Genomic DNA, 24,583 nt, shown 5'->3' on the forward strand with positions numbered 1-24,583 from the left:
AATGAGTTTCCCTCATTAATCCTTTAAAAATTTAAACTTCTGTAAATAATCCCTGAGTGCTAAAACTATTAGAAACCAAGGAATTTACAGGTGAAAAAAATGAATAAAGTCTATTCAACCGCAGCACTAGCACTGCAAGATGTGGTGCAAGATCAACAGACATTTGCGGTTGGCGGTTTTGGCCTATGTGGTATTCCTGAGGCATTAATCCAAGCACTGAAAGAAACTGGTGTAACAGGCCTGACCTGTATTTCCAATAATGCAGGTATTGATGATTTTGGCTTGGGTGTCTTGCTCAAGACCCGACAAATTAAAAAAATGATCTCATCTTATGTGGGCGAAAATAAAGAATTTGAACGCCAATATCTAAATGGCGAACTCGAAGTTGAACTCACCCCACAGGGCACATTGGCGGAAAAACTACGCGCTGGCGGTGCTGGCATTCCTGCCTTTTATACCGCAACAGGTGCAGGCACCTTGGTGGCTGAAGGTAAAGAACAACGCGAATTTAATGGTCGTACTTACATCCTTGAACCATCACTAACCGCAGATGTAGCACTGGTTAAAGCCTATAAAGCGGATAAAGCTGGCAATCTGGTATTCCGTAAAACCGCGCAAAACTTTAACCCTGAATGTGCAATGGCTGGAAAAATCACCATTGCTGAAGTCGAACAGATTGTTGAAATCGGCGAGTTGGATCCAGATGAAATTCATTTAGCGGGCATTTATGTCAATCGTGTGGTGCTGAATGCCACGCCAGAAAAACGGATCGAACAAAAAACCCTAAAAGCACAGGACGCATAATCATGGCATGGACACGTGAACAAATGGCACAGCGTGCCGCGCAAGAATTACAAGATGGTTTCTACGTCAATCTTGGTATTGGCCTTCCCACACTGGTTGCCAACTATATTCCAGATGATATGGATGTATGGTTGCAATCGGAAAATGGTCTACTCGGTATTGGCGAATTTCCAACCGAACAGCAACTCGACCCTGATTTAATCAATGCAGGCAAACAAACCGTTACTGCTCGTGCAGGTGCGGCATTTTTCTCAAGCAGTGAATCCTTTGCCATGATTCGTGGTGGTCACGTCAATATCGCCATTCTGGGTGCCATGGAAGTCTCTGAACAAGGCGACCTCGCCAACTGGATGATTCCGGGCAAAAAGGTCAAAGGTATGGGCGGTGCCATGGATCTGGTTGCCGGCGTACAACGCGTGGTGGTGTTGATGGAACACAATGCCAAAGATGGTACCGCTAAAATCGTCAAACAGTGCAGCTTACCGCTCACAGGTCAAAAAGTGGTGCATCGTATCATTACCGATCTAGGTGTTTTGGATGTTGTTGCTGAAGGCATCAAGCTGGTTGAACTGGCACCTGATGTGACTGAACAACAAATTCAAGCTGCCACAGGTGTTGAGCTGTTGATTGAAGCCAAAGCTTAATTCTACACACGCTTTTATTTTTCTCATTGAAGTGATGCTGTAATGGCATCACTTTTCGCTGTTTTCATAACAGCAAAAATTCATTTAGGACAAATGAATCAGATACAACAAAATTAAAAATGGATGCTCAAGATGAATAAACAACCTGCCTTGTTAGAACGGTTTGCCCTGCGTATTAGTAACTGGTCGGAAAAATGGTTTCCTGACTCTTATATCTTTGCCCTGCTCGGTGTGATTATCGTTTCCTTTGCTGCCATCGGCATTGGTGCATCGGTACAAGATGTTGCCAGCTCATTTGGGAATGGTTTCTGGAGTCTAATCCCCTTCACCTTACAAATGACCATGCTGATTATTGTTGGCTATGTGGTTTCGGTTTCTGCACCTGTGAAAAAACTGATTCAGATGATGGCACGTATCCCCCATTCGGGACGCAGTGCCATTGTCTTGGTCGCTACTGTCAGCTTATTGATTTCTTTGGTCAATTGGGCGGTCAGTACTATTCTGACGGCGTTATTGGTGATTGCGCTGGCAAAACGAAAAGAACTACAGATGGACTATCGTGCTGCCGCTGCTGCTGCCATTATTGGTATGGGCGCAACTTGGGCACTCGGTATCAGTTCGTCTGCAGCACAATTACAGGCTAATAAAGCCAGTCTACCTGAGTCGATCTATAATTTAACTGGTGTGATTCCATTTACCGAAACCATCTTCCTGTGGCAATCGATGCTGATGACCCTAATCTTGGTAATTGTCTCGATTGCGATTGCCTATTGGTCTGCGCCTAAGGGAGACAATGTCAAAACCATGCAGGATTTTGAACTGAGTTTTGAAGAAGAGGAAAAAACTGAGGTCAAATCGACCCGACCTGGGGATTGGTTAGAAAACTCTCCCTTATTGACCATTATTGTGGTGGCATTAGGCTTAATCTGGATGTTCATCGAGTTTTCTAAAACCAATCCGATCATCGCCATTTCCAGTCTCAATACTTATAACTTTGTGTTCTTGATGCTGGGGCTTGCATTACATCGCACCCCACGTAATTTTCTCAATGCCGTCAGTCAGGCTGTGCCTGCTGTTTCGGGTATTCTGATCCAGTTCCCACTCTATGGCAGTATCGCCTTTATTATGACCCAAGCGCTAAATAGTCAGGATTTATCCCTGTCGCATTATATTGCTGAATTCTTTGTCTCGATTGCCTCCAAAGAGACCTTTGCGATTGTGATGGGCATCTACTCTGCAGTACTGGGTTTCTTTGTTCCATCAGGTGGCGGTAAATGGATTATTGAAGCACCCTATGTGATGCAGGCTGCCAATGATTTACAAGTTCATTTAGGCTGGTCCGTGCAGATTTATAATGCGGCCGAAGCGTTACCGAATCTGATCAATCCCTTCTTTATGCTACCGATGCTCGGGATCTTAAAACTTAAGGCCAAAGATGTGATTGGTTTTACCGTGACTCAATTGGTATTCCATCTGCCTTTAGTGCTGTTCTTATTGTGGATTTTAGGCCGTACCCTCAGCTATAGCCCACCTGTCATGTAAGACTAGCAACAATTGCACAGCGCTGCTTTTTATATTGAACATTACGGATATGAAAAGTGGCGTGAGCTGTTCTTGAACACAGCAAAAATCATCTCTCCATTTGCATTCAAATCCCCCACAACGCCTTTCATTCAGAAGTGCCCAGAACTGTGCTATTTTTAAGCAAATTGCACCACTTTTCACCAAAATTAAAATTTAACTTCTAAATTGGTGCGTTTTTTGCTTTAGATATTTCATCAAATTGAGCTGTTGTGATACAGCTTGAGTTTTTAGATTTACTAAATCCATTTTGGTGCAGAAAACGAATCAAATATTTGCACCAAAATAAAATTTAGCACTTTTTTTGAGCACCACTATGCAAAACGTAGATCTATTTTTCTTACTGCTCGGGGCAGTACTGGTATTGGCAATGCATGCTGGCTTTGCATTCTTGGAATTGGGCACGGTACGCCATAAAAACCAAGTCAATGCATTGAGTAAAATCCTCACCGATTTTGCCATTTCAGCAATTGCCTATTTCTTTGTAGGTTATTGGATTGCATATGGTCAAAACTTTTTCCATGCCGGCAGTACCTTAGCAGCTGATCATGGCTATAACTTGATGCGCTGTTTCTTCTTATTGACCTTTGCTGCTGCAATTCCTGCGATTATTTCGGGTGGGATCGCAGAACGTGCCAAGATGCGTGCTCAAGCAATTGCAACATTGATTTTGGTGGCACTGATCTATCCTTTCTTCGAAGGCATGATCTGGAATGGTAACTATGGCTTGCAAAAGTGGCTAGAAAACACATTTGGTGCAAGTTTCCATGACTTTGCCGGTTCAGTTGTGGTGCATGCCATGGGAGGTTGGATTGCCCTTGCTGCAGTGATTTTACTCGGTGCCCGTCATGGTCGTTATAAAAATGATGGTCGTGTCAGTGCCCATCCACCGTCATCTATTCCATTCCTTGCTTTAGGTTCATGGATTCTGATCGTGGGCTGGTTTGGCTTTAACGTGATGAGCGCACAACGGGTTGAAGCGATTTCAGGTCTAGTGGCAATTAACTCATTGATGGCAATGGTGGGTGGTACTTTAGCAGCCAACTTTATGGGGCGTAATGACCCTGGTTTCTTACACAATGGTCCATTGGCTGGCTTGGTCGCGATCTGTGCGGGTTCAGACATTGTGCACCCAATTGGTGCATTAATTATTGGTGGTACGGCTGGTGCACTGTTTGTTTACCTGTTCACCTATACTCAAAATAAACTGAAAGTCGATGATGTACTTGGGGTATGGCCTTTACACGGTGTTTGCGGTGCATTGGGAGGAATTGCAGCAGGCATCTTTGGTCAACAAGCTTTAGGTGGCTTAGGTGGTGTCTCCATCATCTCGCAAATCATTGGTACGGGTCTTGGCATTATCATTGCCTTGGTCGGTGGTTTTATTGTCTATGGTCTATTAAAAGCCACTATGGGTATTCGCCTGTCACAAGAAGATGAATATCGTGGTGCGGATCTTTCAATCCATAAAATTTCAGCCAATTCGGAAGAATCAATGTTCTAATTTTTCAAACCTTTTTAAGCGACGGAAACGTCGCTTTTTTTATCTCAATTAAAAACGAACGAGTGTTTATTTTCCCTATTTTATTTTTCTCTTCTCATCAAGACTATCGATACATAGCGGTTTTAATACTGAGATAAAGCCGCTGTACAACCGACTCTGCCCTAGTCTATCCAAACCATTATGGCATATATCATGCTTTATATTTCTTGCAATTTTTACTGTAATTTACAGCTTTTAAATTACGTCACTCATCCACCATTACGATTAACAAAACCGTAAAGAATATCGCTTGAGCATGTGCATTGAACTCCATTAAGATGAAAAATAATGCTTTTTAATACATCAAAAAGAACACATTATTTTTCATAAAAATGAACGGTTAAACCGCAACAATGACGCATGCGATCATAACGATACAAAAGGAGTTTTGTACATGATTTATAAACGCACCATGACCTCTCTGCTTTGTGCAGGCACATTGGTATTCGGACTCAGTGCTTGTAGTGACAACAAAGCGCCAGCTGCTGGCGACAAAGCGACTGAAGCGGGTGCCTCCACTTCGGGAACATTAAACAAAATCAAAAGCTCTGGCACGATAGTGCTGGGTTATCGAGACTCATCCATTCCCTTTTCTTATATTGCATCTACCCCAAACCAACCCGTCGGTTATGCGCATGATCTGCAACTTAAAGTCGTTGAGGCCGTGAAGCAGAAACTGAATATGCCAGACCTGAAGATTCGCTATAATTTAGTCACCAGTCAGAACCGGATTCCACTGGTCTCGAATGGCACCGTAGATCTAGAATGTGGCTCAACCACCAATAACAAAGAACGCCAGCAGCAAGTCGATTTCTCTGTCGGTTTCTTTGAAGTGGGTTCACGACTGCTGACGGCTAAAAATTCGGGCATTAAAGACTTTGCCGATTTAAAAGGTAAAAAACTGGTCACAACAGCGGGAACTACGTCTGAACGCTATATCCGTCAACATCAGCAAGAACTTGGCATTGGCGAAATCATTTCCGCCAAAGACCATGCTGAATCCTTCCTGATGCTGCAAAATGGTCGCGCTGTCGCATTTATGATGGATGATATTTTGCTTGCAGGGGAAAAATCCAAAGCCAAAGATCCGAATCAATGGGAAATTGTCGGCACAGCACCCATCCATGAAATTTATGGCTGTATGTTGCGTAAAGGCGATACAGGCTTTAAACAAGTGGTCGATGATGCAATTAAGGCAACCTATGCCTCTGGTGAAATCAACAAAATGTATGAAAAATGGTTCCAGCAACCGATTCCACCCAAAAATATTAATTTAAATTTTGCCATGTCGGATCAGCTCAAAGCCTTAATCAGCAGCCCACATGATCGCGATCAATAATTCGCTCCCCTTATAGCAAGAATATATTGCAGAATTGGGTAACAGCGAACGTCGTCCCGATTCTGCTCAGGAGTTGTTATGAATTATAGCTGGAACTGGGGAGTTTTGTGGCAATCAACAGGTATCGGAGACACCACCTATCTGAACTGGATCATCACAGGTCTGGGTTGGCTGGTTGTGATTGCTGTGGTCGCATGGAGTATTGCCCTGCTTCTCGGCAGTATCCTCGGAATCATGCGCACACTCCCCAATAAAACTGCCAGAGCCATTGGTACCACCTACGTCACACTATTCAGAAATGTACCTTTACTGGTTCAATTGTTTATTTGGTTTTATGTGGTTCCCAACTTTCTGCCTGCCCCGATTAAAAACTGGTGGATGAATGATCTAGGAGCCAATACGACAGCATTGATTTCTGCCAGTGTTGGACTGGGTCTATTTACTGCGGCTCGGGTGTGCGAGCAAGTTCGAACAGGGATTGAAGCCTTACCTAAGGGACAAATCAATGCAGGTTATGCCATGGGCTTTTCCACGGCACAACTGTATCGCTATGTCATTTTGCCTCAGTCATTTCGTACCATTTTACCGCCACTCAGTTCAGAGTTAACCAACTGTGTCAAAAACACCTCGGTCGCCTCTTTAGTCGGTGTTGCAGAAATTATTTCGCAGATGAAAACCATCAGTGAATACACTCAGAATACCATCGAAATTTACACCTATGTCACGCTCATTTTTATTCTGATTAACATCTGCCTCATTTTTAGCATGAACCTATTGGAAAAGCGTCTGCGTATTCCTGGTTTAATATCAGGAGGAAAGTAGTATGGAATGGCTAACCTCTTTTCTGAGTGACTTACAACAGTCTGGGCCTGCGCTTTGGTATGGATTCAGCATTACCTTAAAAGTCGTGGTGATTGCGACCATTGGCGGTATTGCCATTGGTACAATACTGGCAATGATGCGTTTGTCTTCGATTAAAATTTTCAATTGGATGGCGCAGGCTTATGTGGATCTGTTCCGTTCCATTCCCTTGCTGCTGGTCTTGATGTGGTTCTATTTTGCTGTGCCATTTTTTTATACCGCAATTACTGGACAATACCTGACTATCGATACCGCTTTGGTTTCAAGTATTGTCGCCTTCATGCTATTTGAAGCAGCGTATTTTTCTGAAATTGTCCGTGCAGGGATTCAGTCCATTCCCAAAGGTCAAGCTGCTGCTGCTTCAGCATTGGGTATGAGCTATGGCCAATCTATGCGACTGATTATTCTGCCGCAGGCATTCAGAAAAATGACCCCGTTACTGCTTCAACAGACCATCATCCTGTTTCAGGATTCCACCATGGTTTATGCAATTGGATTACTCGATTTTTTCAGAACAAATTATGTACGCGGTGATTTAATGTCTCTGCTCACCCAATATATTCTATTTGCAGGACTGGTGTACTTCACCATCAGTGCTTTAGCAACATTCGCAGTGAAACGTTTACAAAGGAGGTTAAGTGTATGAGCGACAATAAAGTAATGATCGACCTCCAGAATGTCAGTAAATGGTATGAACAATTTCAGGTACTGACCGAATGCAGTACCCAAATCTGCCAAGGTGAAGTCGTAGTGGTCTGTGGTCCATCAGGCTCAGGAAAATCCACGCTCATCAAAACCGTGAATGGACTTGAACCATTTCAGCAGGGTAAAATCTTTGTTGATGGTGTGCCAGTTCACGAACCCAAAACCGATATGACTAAACTACGTAGCCGTGTCGGTATGGTGTTCCAGCACTTTGAATTGTTTCCTCATCTCAGTATTACCGAGAATCTGACTATTGCACAGATCAAAGTGCTTGGACGTTCAGAAGCGGAAGCCAATAAAAAAGGACTCGCCTATCTGGATCGGGTTGGACTGAGCGCACATGCCAATAAATATCCCGCCCAGCTTTCAGGGGGGCAACAACAACGTGTAGCAATTGCGCGTGCCCTCAGTATGGACCCGATTGCGATGCTATTCGATGAGCCCACTTCTGCGCTTGACCCTGAAATGATCAATGAGGTCCTTGATGTAATGGTGGGATTGGCCAAAGAAGGCATGACCATGATGTGTGTGACGCATGAAATGGGCTTTGCCCGTCAGGTCGCCAATCGGATTATTTTTATGGACCAAGGAAAAATTGTAGAAGACTGCTCTAAAGATGAGTTCTTCGGTGCACCGCGTGGTGAACGAGCGCAACAATTCCTGAATAAAATTCTACATTAACCATATCTCACTCATTTTAAAAATAAAGCAGTCATTTGCTGCTTTATTTTTAAATAGAATAAAGCTGATCACAACGCCAAACCTGGCAATATAAATTAAAATATTTCATAAACTTAAAACAAAATCTGTTTTATTTTCAATTGTCTACTATTGTTACTTTTTTAAGCTTATTTAAGAACCAATTAAGCTTGTTCACATTAAATAACACAATTGCCATCTGAGCTTAATAATACGTTCCATGATTTTGAAAACACCTTTCTTCGCATTGATGAGCTTTCTATTATTGGTCAGCTTTTTCATCTTGTTGTTCGTGTTTCCAGTCGGTGGAACCATTGACATGCAACTGATTCAACCTTGGGTCAGCCAACATGGTGGCTTCCCTTATAAAAATGATTGGTTTCTCGATAAACTTAACCATACTTACGTCAAGCAGCTTTTAACGCTTGTTTATGTGGTTTTCTTCTTTCTATGGTGTGCATCTTTTAAAGTCGAAAAGCTGAAACCACAACGTTGGCAATATGGTTATATGTTTTGGGTCAGTATGCTCTGCACAGGTATCGTAGGACTACTCAAAGCTCATTCTTCTCACGCTTGTCCATGGTATATGACCCATGAAACCTCAACAGGTTTCATTTGGGATTTTTCTGCAACCGCTGGGCACTGTTTTCCTGGTGGTCACGCCAGTACAGGCTTCGCACTGGTCACAGGCTATTTTGTCTATCGTCTGCATCAAACACAGCGTGCTTGGTTTTATCTCATTGCAGCGATGATCATTGGCTTTGCGATGGGCTGGGCACAGATGATGCGTGGCGCCCATTTTTTGAGTCATAATTTGTGGACTGCATGGGTTTGTGTTGCTGTGAACCTTGTGTTGTATGCGCTCACTTATAAGCGCCACCAAGCCCTTACAAATCGTAATTCTATACCTTTATCGACAATTGATGTGGTAAAGTGAACGCCCGTACTCAGACAACGAGTATGTTTGACGCTCATATTAGGATTATTTTTGCTGCCGTATGTCTGACTATCAATCTTTTTTGGAATCCACTTTAGCAACACAATCCGACTCTATTCAGTCTTATGAACTAGATTCACGTAAAGTATGGCTTAAAAAAGCATCTGAACGTCATGGTTTGTGGTTATATACACCTCTGAAATGGCTAGCTAAAATATTTAATCTCGGCTCCATCACCCCCGTTCCCAACCAAGGTGGATCAGCTGCAATCCAATGTGAATTCAAACGTATCCAGCAGCTTAAAGCATTAGGGATTTCAACACCAAATGTATTGGCGCTCTCAAAAAAAGGCATTTTGCTCGAAGATGTCGGCTCGCAACGTCAAAGCCATGTCAGCCAACTCGACCAGAAAATTGCAAGCCTTAAAGACCATCCTGAACAACAGTTCGATCTGTTTCATCAAGCGATTCAAGCTATTCGCCAAATTCATCAGCATGAAGGTTATTTAAGCGAAGCCTTTGCGCGTAATATTTTGGTCGATAAGCAAAATCAATTTACTTTCATTGATTTTGAAACGGATCCGCGAGATGTACTCAGTCTGCACGATTGTTTTGTTCGTGACTGGTTACTGTTTATCTTCTCAACAGCTTATCATTTTGAATTTGAACGACTCGAGCCAGCCAGCCAGTTGCTCTATCAAGCTTTGCTGGATGAACCTCAAGTCTATAAAGATATTTGCAAGGTCGGTAAGCGCTTAAATTGGGTATTGCGTTTCAATGTCAGCAAAGTTGGCAATGATGGCAAACGCATCCAGAAATGTGTGCTCTTTTTACGCTATTTAAAAGAACAGGCTGAAAAGGCAAAGCAGGATTGATTCAACACAATCAAAAGCCACATTGTGAATAAGACTTAATGTAATTCATGATGTGGTGCAAGTTTCTTTGGTAATTTGACCAACACGCTCAAACCGCCTAATTCAATACTTCGAGATAAAGTCAGAATCCCACCTAAACGTTGAGTAGCTTTATCCACAATCGAAAGTCCAAGTCCACTCCCCACTTCTAAGTGATGATGAACGCGATAAAAACGTTTCAGGACTTTGTCGTATTGCTCAGGATCAATCCCATTGCCGCTGTCTTCGATTTGAATATAGGCAAAATCATCAGTATCGCTATACACTGAAATATTAATAATGCCTTGATTGGGGGTATATTTAATTGCGTTATCAATCAAGTTAAAAATAATCGAATGTACCGTTGATTCAAGGCTTTGCATTTCGATCGGCTCATTGCGCTCAAAACCTAAATCGATTTCCTTTTGCATAGCCAAATTGACCAACTGTTCAACACAGTTAAGTGCAACATCATTCAATCTAAAATTTGTACTAGGTTCAATCAAACTCAGTGCAACATCCTGTTTTGCCAATGCCAAAAGTTGGGTAACTAAATGTTGAATACGGGCTAAACCTTTACTCAGATTTTGCAAAGCCTCATGTTCTGGAAACTGACTGATCAATATTCGCGTTTGTAAATTCAGCGCTGTCACAGGTGTTCTAAGTTCATGTGCAGCATCGGCAATAAACTGTTTTTGTTCAGTCTGTGCATGCTGAATACGTTCGAATAAACGATTCATTTCTTCAATAGTAGGCAATAGTTCTTGCGGATAATCTTTAACATTTATTGGCGACAAGCCATCCGAATCACGCTGGGTCAGTTCTGTTTTAAAATCATCTAAAGGTTTTAAACTCAGACTGATAATAAATGCTAGAACCAGAATTGCAATCGGCAATAGAAGCAGATAAGGAACGAACATACTTCCAGCCAACTCCCACGCAAACGCATGGCGGACCTCTTCTTGCTGACTGACTTGAATCTGATAGTCTTTTAATGGAATCACATACACACGCCACTTTCCTTGTGGTGTATTTTGGGTATAAAAACCTGCTTGTTTCACAGGCGGCAGCAACAGATGGGTCTGATGCCATAAATGACTTTGATCTTTATAGGCCCAGATATCAATCAGCAAATCCTCTTCATGGTAGGTTCTGTGCAACTCCACCCGACTTGCTGTTGGCGTTACTGGCTGAGAGCTGGAACGTTCCGCCATGTATTGCATTTGCGTATCTAAAATCTCATCGACTTCATGTAATGAAATTTTATATGCCGCTAAAATTAAAAAACAACCCAGCACAATACTGAAAATTGAGGTTCCCCAAATCAGTCTTTTCTTGAGTGAATAATGCTGCGTTGTTTTCATCAATTTAAGCTTGCCCCAAACGATAACCTAAGCCACGAATGGTACGAATAAAGTCTTTACCCAGCTTGGCACGTAAGTGGTGTACATAGACTTCAATGGTATTACTGGTCACTTCACTATCAAAATCATACAATTTATCTTCAAGATTGGCTTTCGAGAAAATTTTGTTGGGATGAGAAACCATCGGGATCAAAATCGCCCATTCACGATTGGAGAGTTCAATTTGTTGACCTTTAAATGTGGCTAAATGCTGTTCCACATCCAAGGTCAGCTCACCACTTTTTAACAGTTGTGACTGGCTCTTCAATTGTGCTGTTTCTACGCTACCACGGCGTAATAAGGCATTAATGCGCGCAAGTAGTTCATCAAACTCATACGGCTTGATCAGATAATCATCTGCACCTTGATTTAAACCATCGACACGGTTTTGTAGCTGATCACGGGCAGAAATAATCAACACAGGAACAGAACTACGTTGGCGAATTTGTCGGAGGATTTGCATTCCATCCATCAACGGTAAGCCTAAATCCAATAACACTAAATCAAAAGACTGTTTGGTCAATAAAGCCAGTCCATCCACCCCATTATTGACCCATTCTACGTCAAACTGATGATATCGCAGTAAAGTCAGGGTTGACTCTGCAATCATAAAATCATCTTCTATCATCAAGATCTTGGTCATGATTTCATTTCACCTTATGGGTTAGGACATGTTGCTAACATGTCATCTTTAGTATTAATTACCTTGGTTTTGATATCAAGTAAACTCAGCATGGTCGGAAACAAGTTATCTTGGCTCAGTTTATTTTTAGCTTGTTGTGCCAAGCATTTAACTTGCTTGGTCGCTTGTTGCTGCCATGTATTCGAGAACCACATCACCATCGGAACATGGGTTTGCTGAGTGGGTGCAATCGCATAAGGTGCACCATGCAGATACATGCCACTTTCACCCGTCGATTCACCATGATCTGATAAATACCATAAACCTGTTTGATATTGCGTGGTATTTTTTAAAGTCTCAATCAGTGAATCTAAAACATAATCAGTATAAAGCAGAGTATTATCATAACTATTAATCAAAGCCTCTTGGGTACAGCCTTGGATCGCATTGGTATCACAGGTGGGTTTGAACACACGGTATGCTGGTGGCACACGCTTGTAATAAGCTGGGCCATGACTGCCCATTTGATGTAGCACCACCAAACGTGGACGGGTATCATCCTTCGGAATCGTTTCAAGATAGGCTTTCAGGCTGTCAACCAGAATATCATCCAGACACTCACCCTCCTTACACCATTTTTGTTGAATTGGCTCAGGAATTTTAAACTGTTCAACACGATCACAAGTTCCTTTACACCCAGAATTATTATCAATCCAAGTGACTTGATAACCTGCTCGTTTCGCAATATCCAATAAACCTTCACGATGACTTGCTAAACGCTCATCGTAATCTTCTCTTGGCATACCAGAGAACATACAAGGTACTGAAACTGCTGTTGCTGTACCACACGAACTCACCTGAGAAAAATTCAAAATATCTTGCTTGGCGAGTTTAGGATTAGTGTCCTTTGCATAACCATTTAAAGAAAAATTTTCTGCTCGTGCTGTTTCACCAACCACTAAAACCATCAATTTAGGTAAATTCTTGTTCGTTTCATTACGTTGGGCATCTTCTCCATAAGTCACCAGAGGTAAATTTTCCTTAGGTGCTTTCTTTTTATAATACGATACAAATGAAGCAATCATATTTTGAGGAGAAATCATTCCCTTTAAATCACGATGCTCACGGAAAATTGCTGCAAAATCGACATAAAAAACAAATAGAAGCCCACCAACCATTGCTAAAGAAACAATAGACGCAACTAGCTTTTTTAAGATCTGCCGTATCGCGGGTTCAGGTTTAATCTTGACCAGCAGAATGATAATGATTGGCAATAGGGTCATCCCTAATGTCCACACAAGCAAATGCCATGACCAAGTATCCCGAGCCTCGGCCATATCAGTTTGCATCAAATTCTGAATTTGATCAGAGGTAATCCAGACACCTAATGTATTTACGGTATAAGCAGCAAAGCCACCAATAAAAACCAGAGCAATTGCCAGCGGTTTTGCGGTCCATTTCCAACTTAGAATTTGGAATAGAAAGTTATATAAGGCAACAACAACAAGTATCGAAGCAAATACAAAAAAACCTGCTTTCATTCCTGTATATGGAGTAAGAGACTCAATTTTTTTATAAAAAGCAAAATTTAAAAATACACCTAACCAGATTGCGAGTAAGGCATTAAACGTTAACAGCGAGATGGGTCTTGTCTTGAGTTTCTGTAGCAGCATGATCATCACAATCTAAAAATAAATTTCTTAGCTTTTTTAAGATAAGAATAAAAACTTAAAAATGACTTAAATAAAACAATAGAAGCCTCAAAATAATGGGCTTCATAGTTGTGCTAATTAAGAAGTGAATTAATTAAAATATGAAAAAGTCCTATTTTTTTATAAATCCGTGTTTCCCCTACCACTTGATGCTTTAACTAAGCTTTATTTTGAACAAAGTTATTCTATTGAAAGTCCAACCAATATAAACAAAAACGCCCTTTAAGCAAACTTAAAGGGCGTTATCTAACAAAAATAATTAGAATTTGAATTCTAAGCCTAAACCAGCAACTGGTTGTTTATCTTTTTTGCTTGCTTGCTCAAGCGTTAAATAACCTGCATAACCATAAGTTTTGACTTGCTTATTAAACGCGTAGTCTGCCCCAGCAATAATTTGTTTTGCCTTAAAATCAGCAGTGTTGGTTTTAAAGCTGGTGTCATTCTGGCTATATTGGCCTTTTACGGTCCAGTTTTTCGCTTGAGGAATGGTGTATTCAGCGCCCAATAACCAACCTTGTGCATCATCAATATTTTCAGAACCTGCCGCATTACCTGCTGCTTTTTCAACTTCAGAAGTCTGATAAAGTGCTTTTAGTGCCAAACCTTCAAGCGGTGTCACTTTACCAATAGCACGTACCGTATTGGCTGCAGCGAACAAACTACCACCTGCAATTGCAGGTTCAGCAGCATTCAAGAAGCCACGACCAAGGAAGTTACTTGGAATCGCTTTGTCATAACCGATCCCTGCCACCACCAATGGATTTTCATAAGTGATCGATGTTGACCATGCATCCCCTAAACCACGACCCGCAGTTTTAACAACGCCTTTGTCTGACTTAATACCACTTGATTCACCAGTTGCAAGTAATGCGTTAAATTTGAACGCACCATCGAGTAATTTTACTGCTGGAGATTCATAGACAACGACATTTGATACACGGTTCTCACCTGTGAAAATGCCTGTGATATCCGCCTTGTTGGCAACATAGTTGTTGAATGTGTCAACCGTACTCGATAATTGCTTTAATGGTGTATCATGTGCGCCAATTTTCAATGTACCCAACTGACTATCTTTTAAACCAACAAAACGGTTACGCTTGCTCCAATCGTCGCCATCACCATCAGCATTAAATGCCCATTCAATCGCATAAACTGCACTTAAGCGTTCAGTGAGCTTTTCATCACCTTTAATCCCAATGAATGAACTGTTTGAACTGATTTCCCAAACGTCTTTATTTGATTTAGTTGCATTTTTTTCTGGTAAATAATCAACACTGGCATCAATCTCACCATAAAGTGTTGGTGCAGCAAAAGTGGTTGTTGCAAGCAAACTAAGCACAGCTGCTGTTACAATTTTGATTTTCATTGTTTACATCCTGGTTAAATTTGTAACAAATCCTACACATTAACTTTATATGACAAAACGATTAAAATCTTATTAATTTATTCCAATTTCGACTAAAGTTTAATTTTTATACATACGCTTCTTCATTCTAATTAGTCTATTTACGACATTATTCATTATAAATTTAGCATTTATATCAATTAATTATAGAAAAATTAGCTCATTTTATGCATAGAATTCGCTATATTCATAAAATGATAAAATCCGACGAAAATCGTTCTATTCCTATATAAGCTGAGCCCTAAGACGAGTTTTTTTGTTTCAATGCACATCTTTTAAACATAAAAATTGTAATAAAAAGTGACCTTTATCTTGCTTTATTTTTCCAATAAAAAATCGGACTCAAACACAAGATCGAAATGATGCAGATCACCAATAAATAATCTGCATAGCCTAGCCAATCGCCCACCACGCCACTGAATAAATATAACAAACCGCTCATCGTTGCCATGATCGATACCTGAAAAGTAAAGTCCGTTCCTGCAAATTGTTTCCGGCTATATTGCATGACCAGTGTTAGCATCACCACCAGCAACATCGCTGAACAGGCATCCTCAATCGCATTTACCCCATACAGCCAAAGTGGTGCAATTTGCCACTGTGATTCATAGCCATAGCCGAGAATGGCATACGCCCCCAAGCTTATAATTTTCAGAAACGAGAACACGATTAAACAATGTATTCTCGAGAAGGATTTTAACAATAGCCCAGCAACAACTGCACCCAATAATGCAGCAACCGCCCCAAACATGGTAATAAACACCCCAATCTGGGTAAAGTTCAACCCTATGTCCACCATTAAAGGTTTTAATATAGGTCCTGCTAACCCATCAGCTACTTTAAAACTGATCAGAACCAGCAACCATGCTTTTAATTCTGAAGAGGACTGGAAGTAATCTAAATAACTTTTGATGGCGTGTATAAAGGATTGTGAGCTTGCTTGCTTCAGCGCAGCTTTACTTTCATGTTGTGGCTCACGATAAAACAAAACAGGCAACGTATTAATCCATACCAAGGCTGCCAAAGCCAGAAAGGTCTTTTGCCAATCTAACCAATCAAGACACCAAAGTACCGCTCCCCCACCCACAATAAATCCCAAGCGTGAGCCAATCACTTGAAAAGTATTGCCCCAATGCTGTTGATCACTTTTGAGTAAATTGACAGCCAACCCATCTGTGGCAATGTCTTGCGTTGCTCCCGTTAAATTCATAAATAGAAGCAAGGTAAAGAAAATCAGCAGATAACTGGGTTGATCTAGCGTTTGTATCGGGAAAAACGAGAGGATAATCAGAATAATAACACTGGATAGTTGAGTTGGAATAATCCAGCTACGATAATGTCCCCATCGAGAATGACCCAAACGATCTACATAGGCCGCCCAAAAAATCTTAATCGACCAAGGCAACATCAATAAACCAAAGCCACCAATATGCGCCAGCGACACCCCTTGTGCTCTTAAAATCACAGGCAATGCATGCGTCATAAAGCCGACAGGCAAGCCCTGCGCCCAATACAAAGAAAACAATAAAATGTAAATCTGTCGAAGATTAGGCATTCCGAGTTTTCCATGGCTGCACGATAAAGTCGCTCAAGTATCTAATCCTTTCATCGGCAAGGCAATAAAATCTTATTTTTTGCCAATGCAGGCACTGCCATGAGTGTTTAACATAATTGTAGTTGTCATTACATATCGTGATTTATGCCGCAACATTTTCCAGATTTACCCCCGCTAGTTCCACAACGTGGTAACGCGTATAGTCGTGCATTGTGTAAAAAACTTTTTCTCAGCCAAGGCTGGACGGTTGTTGGTGAAATTCCCAACCTACCCAAAGCTGTTGCCATAATCTCGCCCCATACTTCCAATATTGATGGCTGGTATGGCTTTCTCGCTATTGGCGGCCTAGGTTTAAAAATTACGGTTTTAGGTAAAGATACTCTATTTAAACCAGTTTTGAAGCCACTTTTAAACTGGGCGGGATTGATTCCTGTGCATCGTGATAGTGCTCACGGGCTTACTGAACAAGTCGTCGCCACGATTCATCAACACGATAAAATTTGGATCGGGATGGCACCAGAAGGCACCCGTAAAAAAGCTGAAAAAATGAAGAGCGGTTTTTACCATATTGCCCATGCTGCTGGTATTCCAATCGTGATGTTTGCCTTTGATTATGATCATAAAACCATTTACTGTTTAGGTGCCTTTACCCCGACGGGTCATTATCAACAAGATCTCGAACAGATCTTAAAACGTTATATTGGGCACTTCTCCCCCAAGAACCCTGATTGGCTGGCGCAGCCCTTACAAAAACTTGTGAAAAAAAACTAGAAAATTAAGGGCAAATCTGGTCTGATGTGCCCATCTTTTTGTTCATTTTATCTGCATTTGATATGAAAATTGCTCGACTGTCTTGCTTGGCTGTTCTAAGTCTCGCTTTATTTGGTTGTGATCAAGCAGCAAAGAAAACACCTCAAACTACGGCAATTAAAGCACGTGAACCCGTCATTGCACTCGCGTTGGGTGGTGGCGGTGCCAAAGGCTTTGCCCATATTGGCGTGATCAAGGTGCTAGAGTCGCATGGCATTAAAGCCAAAATTGTGACGGGTACCAGTGCGGGGAGCTTCGTGGGCAGTATTTATGCCAGTGGTCAAACACCTTATCAAATGCAGAATTTGGCATTAAAGCTGCAAGAATCCGATTTGCGTGATTTAACTTTAAATAGCCAAGGTATTATTCTTGGACAAAAACTACAGAATTATGTGAATACGCAAGTGGGCAATAAGCCAATTGAACAATTTCCGATTCGTTTTGCCGCTGTGGCAACGCGTTTGGATAGTGGCAAAAAGGCTGAATTTATTAAAGGTAATGCAGGACAAGCCGTCCGTGCTTCATGCAGTATTCCCAATGTATTTGTTCCTGCTGTTATCGGCAATACCAAGTATGTCGATGGTGGTCTCGTCAGCCCAATTCCAGTGAAAACGGCCAAAGATATGGGTGCTGATATCGTGATTGCCGTAGATATTTCTGCACGTCCAGTGGGAGGTAAGCCTTTAAGCATGTGGGGCTTACTTGATCAAACCATTAATATCATGGGACAGCAAAGTATTAATGAAGAGCTGAATCAAGCTACGGTTGTGATTCAGCCCAAAGTGGGACATTTAGGCGCATTAGACCTAAAATCCAGTAATGAAGCGATTTTAGAAGGTGAAAAAGCGGCTCAAGCCAAGATCACTGCGATTCGGAATGCCATTACCACATTTAAAAACTCCCCCGCTGCCCTAAAACCTGCACCAAAATCTAAATTCTAAACATCCGCTAAGGGGCTGTTGCTGCTCATTAAAACTTGTCCTCAGGATAAGTACTTTGAGCCGCACCCGCCCTAAACTCTAAAAAAACAATCTTTGTATATTCATCAAGATAATGATCTGTTACAGTGCTAAAGGTGAATATTTTTTCACCTCCACTCCGTTTCATTATGCGAGCAAATCTATGGAATTTGTAGTTGAACCTTGGCACTGGTTTGTATTAGGGATTTTACTGATTCTTTCAGAATTGATTTTGCCTGCTTTTGCTGCATTATGGTTTGGCATAGCAGCAGTCATGGTCTGTATTTTACTGTGGCTTTTCCCGATGATGGGCTTTACCACCCAAGTAATTACTTGGGGTATTTTATCTATTTTATGTACGATTCTTTGGTTCAAATTTATCAAACCACTTTCCATTGATAAAACCAAAGCAGGACTCCCACGCGAAGCAACCATTGGTCAAGTCGGTATGGTCATCCAGACTGGTCTTGAACATGGACAAATTATTGTACGCTTCTCAATGCCTGTTTTAGGTTCTGATGAATGGAATTGCCGTTGTTCTGTTCCAGTCCAAGTGGGTGATCGTGTTCGCGTGGTTGATATTTTGGGTAATGATTTAGTCGTTCAACCTCATACGTCATAAACACAAAGAGGGTTTTCAATGTCTGTCGGTACGATTGTAGTTTTAGCTTTTTTAGCTTTTATTGGTATAACCATTTTTAAAGGGGTCCGCATTGTTCCCCAAGGTTATAAATGGATTGTTCAACGTTTAGGTAAATACCATACCACGTTGGCGCCAGGTCTTAATTTCGTGATTCCTTATGTAGATGAGGTCGCTTATAAAATCACGACCAAAGATATTGTTCTGGATATTCCTTCACAAGAAGTAATTACCCGTGACAATGCGGTTTTGGTCATGAATGCCGTGGCTTATATTAATCTTACAACGCCAGAAAAAGCGGTGTACGGGATTGAAAACTATACATGGGCCATTCAAAACCTTGTTCAAACTTCATTGCGTTCAATTGTGGGTGAAATGGACTTGGATGATGCGCTTTCTTCTCGTGATCATATTAAAGCGAAACTGAAAGCAGCTATTTCTGATGATATCTCAGATTGGGGTATTACCTTGAAAACGGTTGAAATTCAAGATATTCAACCTTCACACACCATGCAAGCTGCGATGGAAGCTCAAGCAGCAGCTGAACGTCAACGTCGTGCGACAGTGACCAAAGCCGATGGTGAAAAACAGGCGGCTATTTTAGAAGCAGATGGTCGTTTAGAAGCGTCTCGTCGTGATGCAGAAGCGCAGGTCGTTCTTGCTGAATCTTCACAACGTGCGATTGAAATGGTGACCACTGCAGTAGGTGATAAAGAAATTCCTGTCGCTTACTTACTGGGCGAGCAATATGTGAAAGCAATGCAGGATCTTTCTAAATCAAGCAACGCAAAAACTGTGGTCCTTCCAGCCGATGTACTCAATGCCATTCGTGGAATTATGGGTAAACACTAAATCCTTTTTCCAATCAAAATAAAGCAGCGTGATCGCTGCTTTATTTTTTAGTGCTGTTGGAGCAATTTTCGCGTCTTAACAGGCAGTTTTCCCACCACCAAATCATAAGAATCTTGAATCAAGTCTTGCAGTAAATCGGCTGTAATTTCATGACCACTGGCAATTGAGATCCAGTGCTTCTTATTCATATGGTAGCCTGCCGAAATTGAGGGATAAAGCTCCTGATATTCCAAACTTTTCTCTGGCTTAGATTTAATCGTCACGAGTAACTTGCCCGAATAAGCCCCAATCAACATAAACACCTTATCGCAGATTTTGAATACTTCACAATCTGGGCCAAAAGGCTGCGACTGAATGGAAAAAGCCAATTGTTGTCCATATTTAAGGGCAAGTTGTTCTAATTGTTCATCATTCATACGGCTACATCCAATCTTTATTTATTATTCATCAGGATATATGACTGTAACTTAGATTAACTTTTACGTGCCAGTAAAAACTGTGAAATCTCGACCAGCTCTTTGGCATCTTCACCAAAATAAGCCAAAGCTTCAAAGGCTTGATCATGCAAGCTTTGCGCATAAGCCTGTGCTTGTGCTAAGCCCATTAAGGCAGGATAAGTTGATTTCTGTACTTGCTCATCTTTTCCCGCGGTTTTACCTAAGGTTTCAGTGCTTGCAGTAATATCCAAGATGTCATCTTGGACTTGGAAAGCCAGACCAATGCTTTGTCCAAACTGACGTAACTTAGGAATCGCTTGATCAGTCCCATTAAAAATGGTCACAGCCCCCATCATAATTGCAGCCTGAATCAAGGCACCCGTTTTATTACGGTGAATGTTCTCTAATTCAGCCTGATCCACTTGCTTACCTTCAGCCTGCAAATCAAGTACTTGTCCACAAACCATTTTAGAACTGGCTGTCGCTAAAATCTGCATTTGCTTTAAAACAATTGCAGCCTCTGTGCCTTGTCCCTGTTCATCGAACAAACGACTGCCCAAAATCTCAAATGCCATCGACTGTAAAATGTCACCAGCTAATAACGCGGTATCTTCACCAAATGCCACATGACAAGTGGGTTGACCACGGCGTAATAGATCATTGTCCATACATGGCAAGTCATCATGTGCCAATGAATAGCAATGAATCAATTCAACCGCAACAGCAGCACGACGCGCTGCAGCAAAATGATGATTCGGCTGTAAGGATGCTGCCGCATAACATAAAGCTGGGCGAACACGTTTACCACCTAACATCACGGCATGATGAACGGCGGCTTTTAAAGGTTCTGGAATGGAAAATGCAGCCAATGCTGTCAATAAATCTTGTTGAATACGTTGTTGAGCTTGTTGTAAAACATCCGCATTAACTTGAGAAATAGATGACACAGTTGCCTCGGGAAATCTTAATGAAAGGAAAATGACAAGACTTGCCAGAATGGCGACATCATAACACTATTTATCTCAGGAAATTGTGTTTGTATTTTTAATCAATTCAAAATAATAAGGCCTTCAAATGAAGGCCTTATCAAATAACACAATACACAAATTAGAAAGTATCACCTGGTACACGTACCCAACCTTCCATCAACACGCGCGCACTGCGACTCATAATGGCTTTTTTCACCGCCCATTTACCATCAATCAATTCAGCTTGAGCCCCCACGCGCAAAGTCCCTGACGGATGCCCAAAACGAACAGCTTCACGCTCACCACCACCTGCAGCTAAATTTACCAAGGTACCTGGAATGGCTGCAGCTGTCCCAATTGCCACTGCCGCTGTTCCCATCATGGCATGATGTAATTTACCCATCGACAAAGCGCGAACCAATAAATCCACATCACTCGTTTCAACGGGTTTACCACTTGATGAGGTATAGCTTTTTGGTTTTGAGACAAAGGCAATTTTAGGCGTATGCTGACGCGCTGCTGCTTCTGAAATATCTTTAATCAAGCCCATTTGTACTGCACCATAGGCACGGATTTTTTCAAAACGTGCTAAAGCTGCTGCATCACTATTAATATGCTCTTGTAATTCAGTACCCTGATAACCAATCTCTTCGGCATTCAGGAAAATCGTTGGAATCCCAGCATTAATAAACGTGGCTTGGAATGTGCCGACGTCAGGAACGGTCAATTGATCGACCACATTTCCTGTCGGGAACATATCTCCACCTTCTTCACCATCATCCGCAGGGTCTAAAAATTCAATTTGAACCTCAGCTGCTGGGAAAGTCACACCATCCAGCTCAAAATCACCAGTTTCCTGTACTTGCCCATTGGTCACAGGAACATGTGCAATGATGGTTTTTTGTATATTCTTCTGCCAAATTCGTACTGTGCAAATGCCATTCTCAGGAATACGCGCCGCATCAACCAAACCATTTGAAATGGCAAATGAACCCACTGCTGCGGTTAGGTTGCCACAGTTACCACTCCAATCGACAAACGGCTGATCAATTGAAACTTGACCAAATAAATAATCGACATCATGTTCTGGCTGTGCACTTTTTGCCAAAATAACGGTTTTACTGGTACTTGAGGTTGCTCCCCCCATACCATCAATCTGTTTGCCATAAGGGTCTGGACTGCCAATCACACGTAGAAGAAGTTGATCACGTGCTTTGCCCGCTACTTGTGCCGCTTCAGGTAAATCATCCAGTTTGAAAAATACACCTTTACTTGTGCCTCCACGCATATAAGTTGCAGGGACTTTTATTTGCGGTACTGAGCTCATGTCAATGTCTTCCTTTTATCATATTCTTGGTGCAGATCAATTTTGAATCTAAAGGTACTGCACTGCCAGCAAAAATACCATACGACCAATGGTTTTGGGATTGGTCATAATGTGTAAAATCTGTGCATTATAGTGAGTAGATTTCAAGAGTTTCACAATGGCAAAAATACCATTCCATCCGTCGGGAAAAACAAGGGGACTCTACAACTGTATAAAATTGCAGCATATTTCATTTTAATATTCATATAAATATAAGATTTTAAATAACTTTTAAAAACAACTTTCCAGTCATAGCATCGTTGTACTTTTACTAGGCGAAAATCTTTGAATCTATTAGAATAATCCAGTTAATTCCTCGTCGAGCTCAGTCCTTTGAACAACGATTCTTCTCAACTTCAGCGTGGACTAAAAAACCGCCATATCCAACTCATTGCGATGGGTGGAGCGATTGGTACGGGCTTATTTTTAGGTTCTGCGCAAATTATCCAGTCTGCTGGGCCATCTATTATTTTGGGGTATGCGATTGGCGGCTTGATTGTTTTTCTAATCATGCGTCATTTAGGTGAAATGATTGTTGAAGAACCTGTTGCAGGTTCATTTAGCCATTTTGCTTATAAGTATTGGGGTAAATTTCCAGGTTTTATCACTGGCTGGAATTATTGGGTACTGTATATCCTTGTCGCAATGACTGAGCTGACGGCAGTAGGTAAATACATTAATTACTGGTGGCCACAAATCCCCGCTTGGCAGTCTGTATTGTTCTTCTTTGTCGTAATTACGGCAGTGAACCTGACCAATGTTAAATTCTATGGTGAATCAGAATTCTGGTTAGCAATCATCAAAGTGACTGCTGTCGTTGCCATGATCTTGTTTGGCTTGTTCTTGCTCTTCACTGCAGATGCAAACTCAACAGCCTCATTTAGCAACCTGTGGTCACATGGCGGCTTTTTCCCGCATGGCTTCGATGGCTTGTTCTATATGCTGGCTTTCTTGATGTTTGCCTTCGGGGGCATTGAACTGATTGGTATGGCAGCGGCAGAAGCCAAAGACCCAAAGACCACCATTCCTAAAGCGATTAACCAAGTCGTGATTCGTATTTTAGTGTTCTACGTGGGTTCACTTGCCATTCTCTTATCACTTGTGCCTTGGAATCAGTTGGATCTCGGTGGTTTAGATAAGAGTCCATTCGTAATGATTTTCAGTCAAATGGGAATTGGCTGGGCGGCACATTTACTTAACTTTATTATCCTGACAGCAGCATTGTCGGTATATAACAGCGGTATGTATGCCAATAGTCGTATGGTATTTGGTCTAGCTCAACAAGGTAATGCACCGAAAATCTTTACCAAAACCAATAAACAAGGTGTCCCAGTTCCAGCAGTACTGCTCTCGGCTTTCCTAATCTTTGGCTGTGTATTGTTAAACTACTTTGTTCCTGAAGATGCGCTTGGACATTTGATGTATGTGGTTGTTGGTGCACTGGTTTTAAACTGGGCCATGATCAGCTTGACCCATTTAAAATATAGACGTCATATCAAAACTGCTCAGATCAAGACTTCTTATCCCGCTTTATGGTCCCCATTCAGCAACTATCTCGTTTTGGCGTTTATTGGTGTAGTGCTGTATATCATGTGGCAGCAAGGCTTTAAAGAATCTGTACTGATGATTCCGATCTGGATCGTCGCCATGTTTATTTTTTATAAGTTTTTAAATCGTAAAACTGAAAGTTAACAGTTGATCGATTTCATTAAAAAGTGATTGCGTTTGCAATCACTTTTTTGTTTATAATCATAAAATTATGCGCTTATAGCTTAACTGGATAGAGCAGTTGCCTCCTAAGCGACCGACGTGGGTTCGAGTCCCGCTGAGCGCATAACCCATTTTCATT

The 24,583-nt window shown here is 41.5% G+C and carries 23 protein-coding genes and 1 tRNA gene; 16 read left to right on the forward strand and 8 right to left on the reverse strand.

What is annotated here, in order from left to right; all coding sequences use genetic code 11:
- The first annotated feature begins 99 nt into the window (after positions 1-99).
- The 10 genes from F993_RS18100 to F993_RS18055 all read left to right on the forward strand — a co-directional run bounded on the left by F993_RS18100 (position 100) and on the right by F993_RS18055 (position 9,987).
- The gene (locus F993_RS18100) at positions 100-804 is read left to right on the forward strand and encodes a CoA transferase subunit A (protein ID WP_004652254.1); all 705 of its coding nucleotides are present in this window, start codon (positions 100-102) and stop codon (positions 802-804) included.
- Positions 805-806: 2 nt separating this feature from the next.
- Positions 807-1,448 carry a CoA transferase subunit B gene (locus F993_RS18095; protein WP_004652255.1) on the forward strand — a complete coding sequence of 214 codons (642 nt, stop codon included), beginning with the start codon at positions 807-809 and terminating at the stop codon, positions 1,446-1,448.
- A gap of 132 nt (positions 1,449-1,580) precedes the next feature.
- Positions 1,581-2,990, forward strand: coding sequence for a short-chain fatty acid transporter (locus tag F993_RS18090; protein ID WP_004652256.1), 1,410 nt, complete (start codon positions 1,581-1,583; stop codon positions 2,988-2,990).
- A 355-nt stretch (positions 2,991-3,345) separates the two neighbouring features.
- Positions 3,346-4,533 carry an ammonium transporter gene (locus F993_RS18085; RefSeq protein ID WP_004652258.1) on the forward strand — a complete coding sequence of 396 codons (1,188 nt, stop codon included), beginning with the start codon at positions 3,346-3,348 and terminating at the stop codon, positions 4,531-4,533.
- Between the two features lie 433 nt (positions 4,534-4,966).
- Entirely contained in the window at positions 4,967-5,911 is a 945-nt protein-coding gene (locus F993_RS18080; protein ID WP_004652259.1) for a transporter substrate-binding domain-containing protein, read from the forward strand.
- 78 nt (positions 5,912-5,989) lie between these two features.
- Positions 5,990-6,733, forward strand: a complete 744-nt coding sequence (locus F993_RS18075) for an amino acid ABC transporter permease (RefSeq protein ID WP_004652260.1) — start codon at positions 5,990-5,992, stop codon at positions 6,731-6,733.
- 1 nt (position 6,734) lies between these two features.
- Complete coding sequence (locus F993_RS18070) at positions 6,735-7,418, forward strand: ABC transporter permease subunit (RefSeq protein ID WP_004652261.1); 684 nt, start codon at positions 6,735-6,737, stop codon at positions 7,416-7,418.
- Entirely contained in the window at positions 7,415-8,158 is a 744-nt protein-coding gene (locus tag F993_RS18065) for an amino acid ABC transporter ATP-binding protein (RefSeq protein WP_004652262.1), read from the forward strand. Before F993_RS18070 ends, F993_RS18065 begins: the two co-directional genes overlap by 4 nt.
- Positions 8,159-8,396: 238 nt before the next feature.
- On the forward strand, positions 8,397-9,113 hold the full coding sequence (locus F993_RS18060; protein WP_004652263.1) for a phosphatase PAP2 family protein: 717 nt from the start codon (positions 8,397-8,399) through the stop codon (positions 9,111-9,113).
- A 61-nt stretch (positions 9,114-9,174) separates the two neighbouring features.
- On the forward strand, positions 9,175-9,987 hold the full coding sequence (locus tag F993_RS18055) for a lipopolysaccharide kinase InaA family protein (protein WP_004652265.1): 813 nt from the start codon (positions 9,175-9,177) through the stop codon (positions 9,985-9,987).
- Positions 9,988-10,022: 35 nt separating this feature from the next.
- On the opposite strand, the gene F993_RS18050 is transcribed toward F993_RS18055, so the two are convergent.
- The 5 genes from F993_RS18050 to F993_RS18030 form a co-directional block, all read right to left on the reverse strand.
- Positions 10,023-11,369, reverse strand: a complete 1,347-nt coding sequence (locus tag F993_RS18050) for an ATP-binding protein (RefSeq protein ID WP_004652266.1) — start codon at positions 11,367-11,369, stop codon at positions 10,023-10,025.
- 4 nt (positions 11,370-11,373) lie between these two features.
- Positions 11,374-12,051 (reverse strand): DNA-binding response regulator PmrA, encoded by a 678-nt coding sequence (locus tag F993_RS18045; protein ID WP_004652267.1) that lies wholly within the window; start codon positions 12,049-12,051, stop codon positions 11,374-11,376.
- Positions 12,052-12,065: 14 nt separating this feature from the next.
- Positions 12,066-13,703 (reverse strand): phosphoethanolamine transferase, encoded by a 1,638-nt coding sequence (locus tag F993_RS18040; protein ID WP_004652268.1) that lies wholly within the window; start codon positions 13,701-13,703, stop codon positions 12,066-12,068.
- A gap of 298 nt (positions 13,704-14,001) precedes the next feature.
- On the reverse strand, positions 14,002-15,108 hold the full coding sequence (locus F993_RS18035) for a porin (RefSeq protein ID WP_004652269.1): 1,107 nt from the start codon (positions 15,106-15,108) through the stop codon (positions 14,002-14,004).
- Positions 15,109-15,454: 346 nt separating this feature from the next.
- Positions 15,455-16,702, reverse strand: coding sequence for an MFS transporter (locus tag F993_RS18030; protein WP_004652270.1), 1,248 nt, complete (start codon positions 16,700-16,702; stop codon positions 15,455-15,457).
- Positions 16,703-16,846: 144 nt separating this feature from the next.
- Between F993_RS18030 and F993_RS18025 the strand changes: the two genes are divergently transcribed.
- From F993_RS18025 to F993_RS18010, 4 genes are all read left to right on the forward strand, one after another.
- Complete coding sequence (locus F993_RS18025) at positions 16,847-17,473, forward strand: lysophospholipid acyltransferase family protein (RefSeq protein WP_004652271.1); 627 nt, start codon at positions 16,847-16,849, stop codon at positions 17,471-17,473.
- A 62-nt stretch (positions 17,474-17,535) separates the two neighbouring features.
- Entirely contained in the window at positions 17,536-18,453 is a 918-nt protein-coding gene (locus tag F993_RS18020; protein ID WP_004652272.1) for a patatin-like phospholipase family protein, read from the forward strand.
- A gap of 181 nt (positions 18,454-18,634) precedes the next feature.
- Complete coding sequence (locus F993_RS18015) at positions 18,635-19,093, forward strand: NfeD family protein (RefSeq protein ID WP_004652273.1); 459 nt, start codon at positions 18,635-18,637, stop codon at positions 19,091-19,093.
- An 18-nt stretch (positions 19,094-19,111) separates the two neighbouring features.
- A complete protein-coding gene (locus F993_RS18010; protein WP_004652274.1) occupies positions 19,112-19,963 on the forward strand; it encodes an SPFH domain-containing protein in 852 nt (283 codons plus the stop codon).
- Positions 19,964-20,010: 47 nt separating this feature from the next.
- On the opposite strand, the gene F993_RS18005 is transcribed toward F993_RS18010, so the two are convergent.
- The 3 genes from F993_RS18005 to prpF all read right to left on the reverse strand — a co-directional run bounded on the left by F993_RS18005 (position 20,011) and on the right by prpF (position 22,695).
- Positions 20,011-20,379, reverse strand: coding sequence for an MmcQ/YjbR family DNA-binding protein (locus F993_RS18005; RefSeq protein WP_004652275.1), 369 nt, complete (start codon positions 20,377-20,379; stop codon positions 20,011-20,013).
- A 56-nt stretch (positions 20,380-20,435) separates the two neighbouring features.
- Positions 20,436-21,347, reverse strand: a complete 912-nt coding sequence (locus F993_RS18000; RefSeq protein ID WP_004652276.1) for a polyprenyl synthetase family protein — start codon at positions 21,345-21,347, stop codon at positions 20,436-20,438.
- Between the two features lie 160 nt (positions 21,348-21,507).
- On the reverse strand, positions 21,508-22,695 hold the full coding sequence (gene prpF, locus F993_RS17995; RefSeq protein ID WP_004652277.1) for a 2-methylaconitate cis-trans isomerase PrpF: 1,188 nt from the start codon (positions 22,693-22,695) through the stop codon (positions 21,508-21,510).
- Between the two features lie 372 nt (positions 22,696-23,067).
- On the opposite strand from prpF, the gene F993_RS17990 reads away from it, so the two are divergent.
- Positions 23,068-24,426, forward strand: a complete 1,359-nt coding sequence (locus tag F993_RS17990) for an amino acid permease (RefSeq protein ID WP_004652279.1) — start codon at positions 23,068-23,070, stop codon at positions 24,424-24,426.
- A gap of 69 nt (positions 24,427-24,495) precedes the next feature.
- Positions 24,496-24,568, forward strand: a tRNA-Arg gene (locus F993_RS17985).
- Positions 24,569-24,583: the final 15 nt, after the last annotated feature.

It is taken from the genome of Acinetobacter proteolyticus (genome assembly GCF_000367945.1).
In the GTDB taxonomy this organism is placed as follows: Bacteria; Pseudomonadota; Gammaproteobacteria; order Pseudomonadales; family Moraxellaceae; genus Acinetobacter; species Acinetobacter proteolyticus.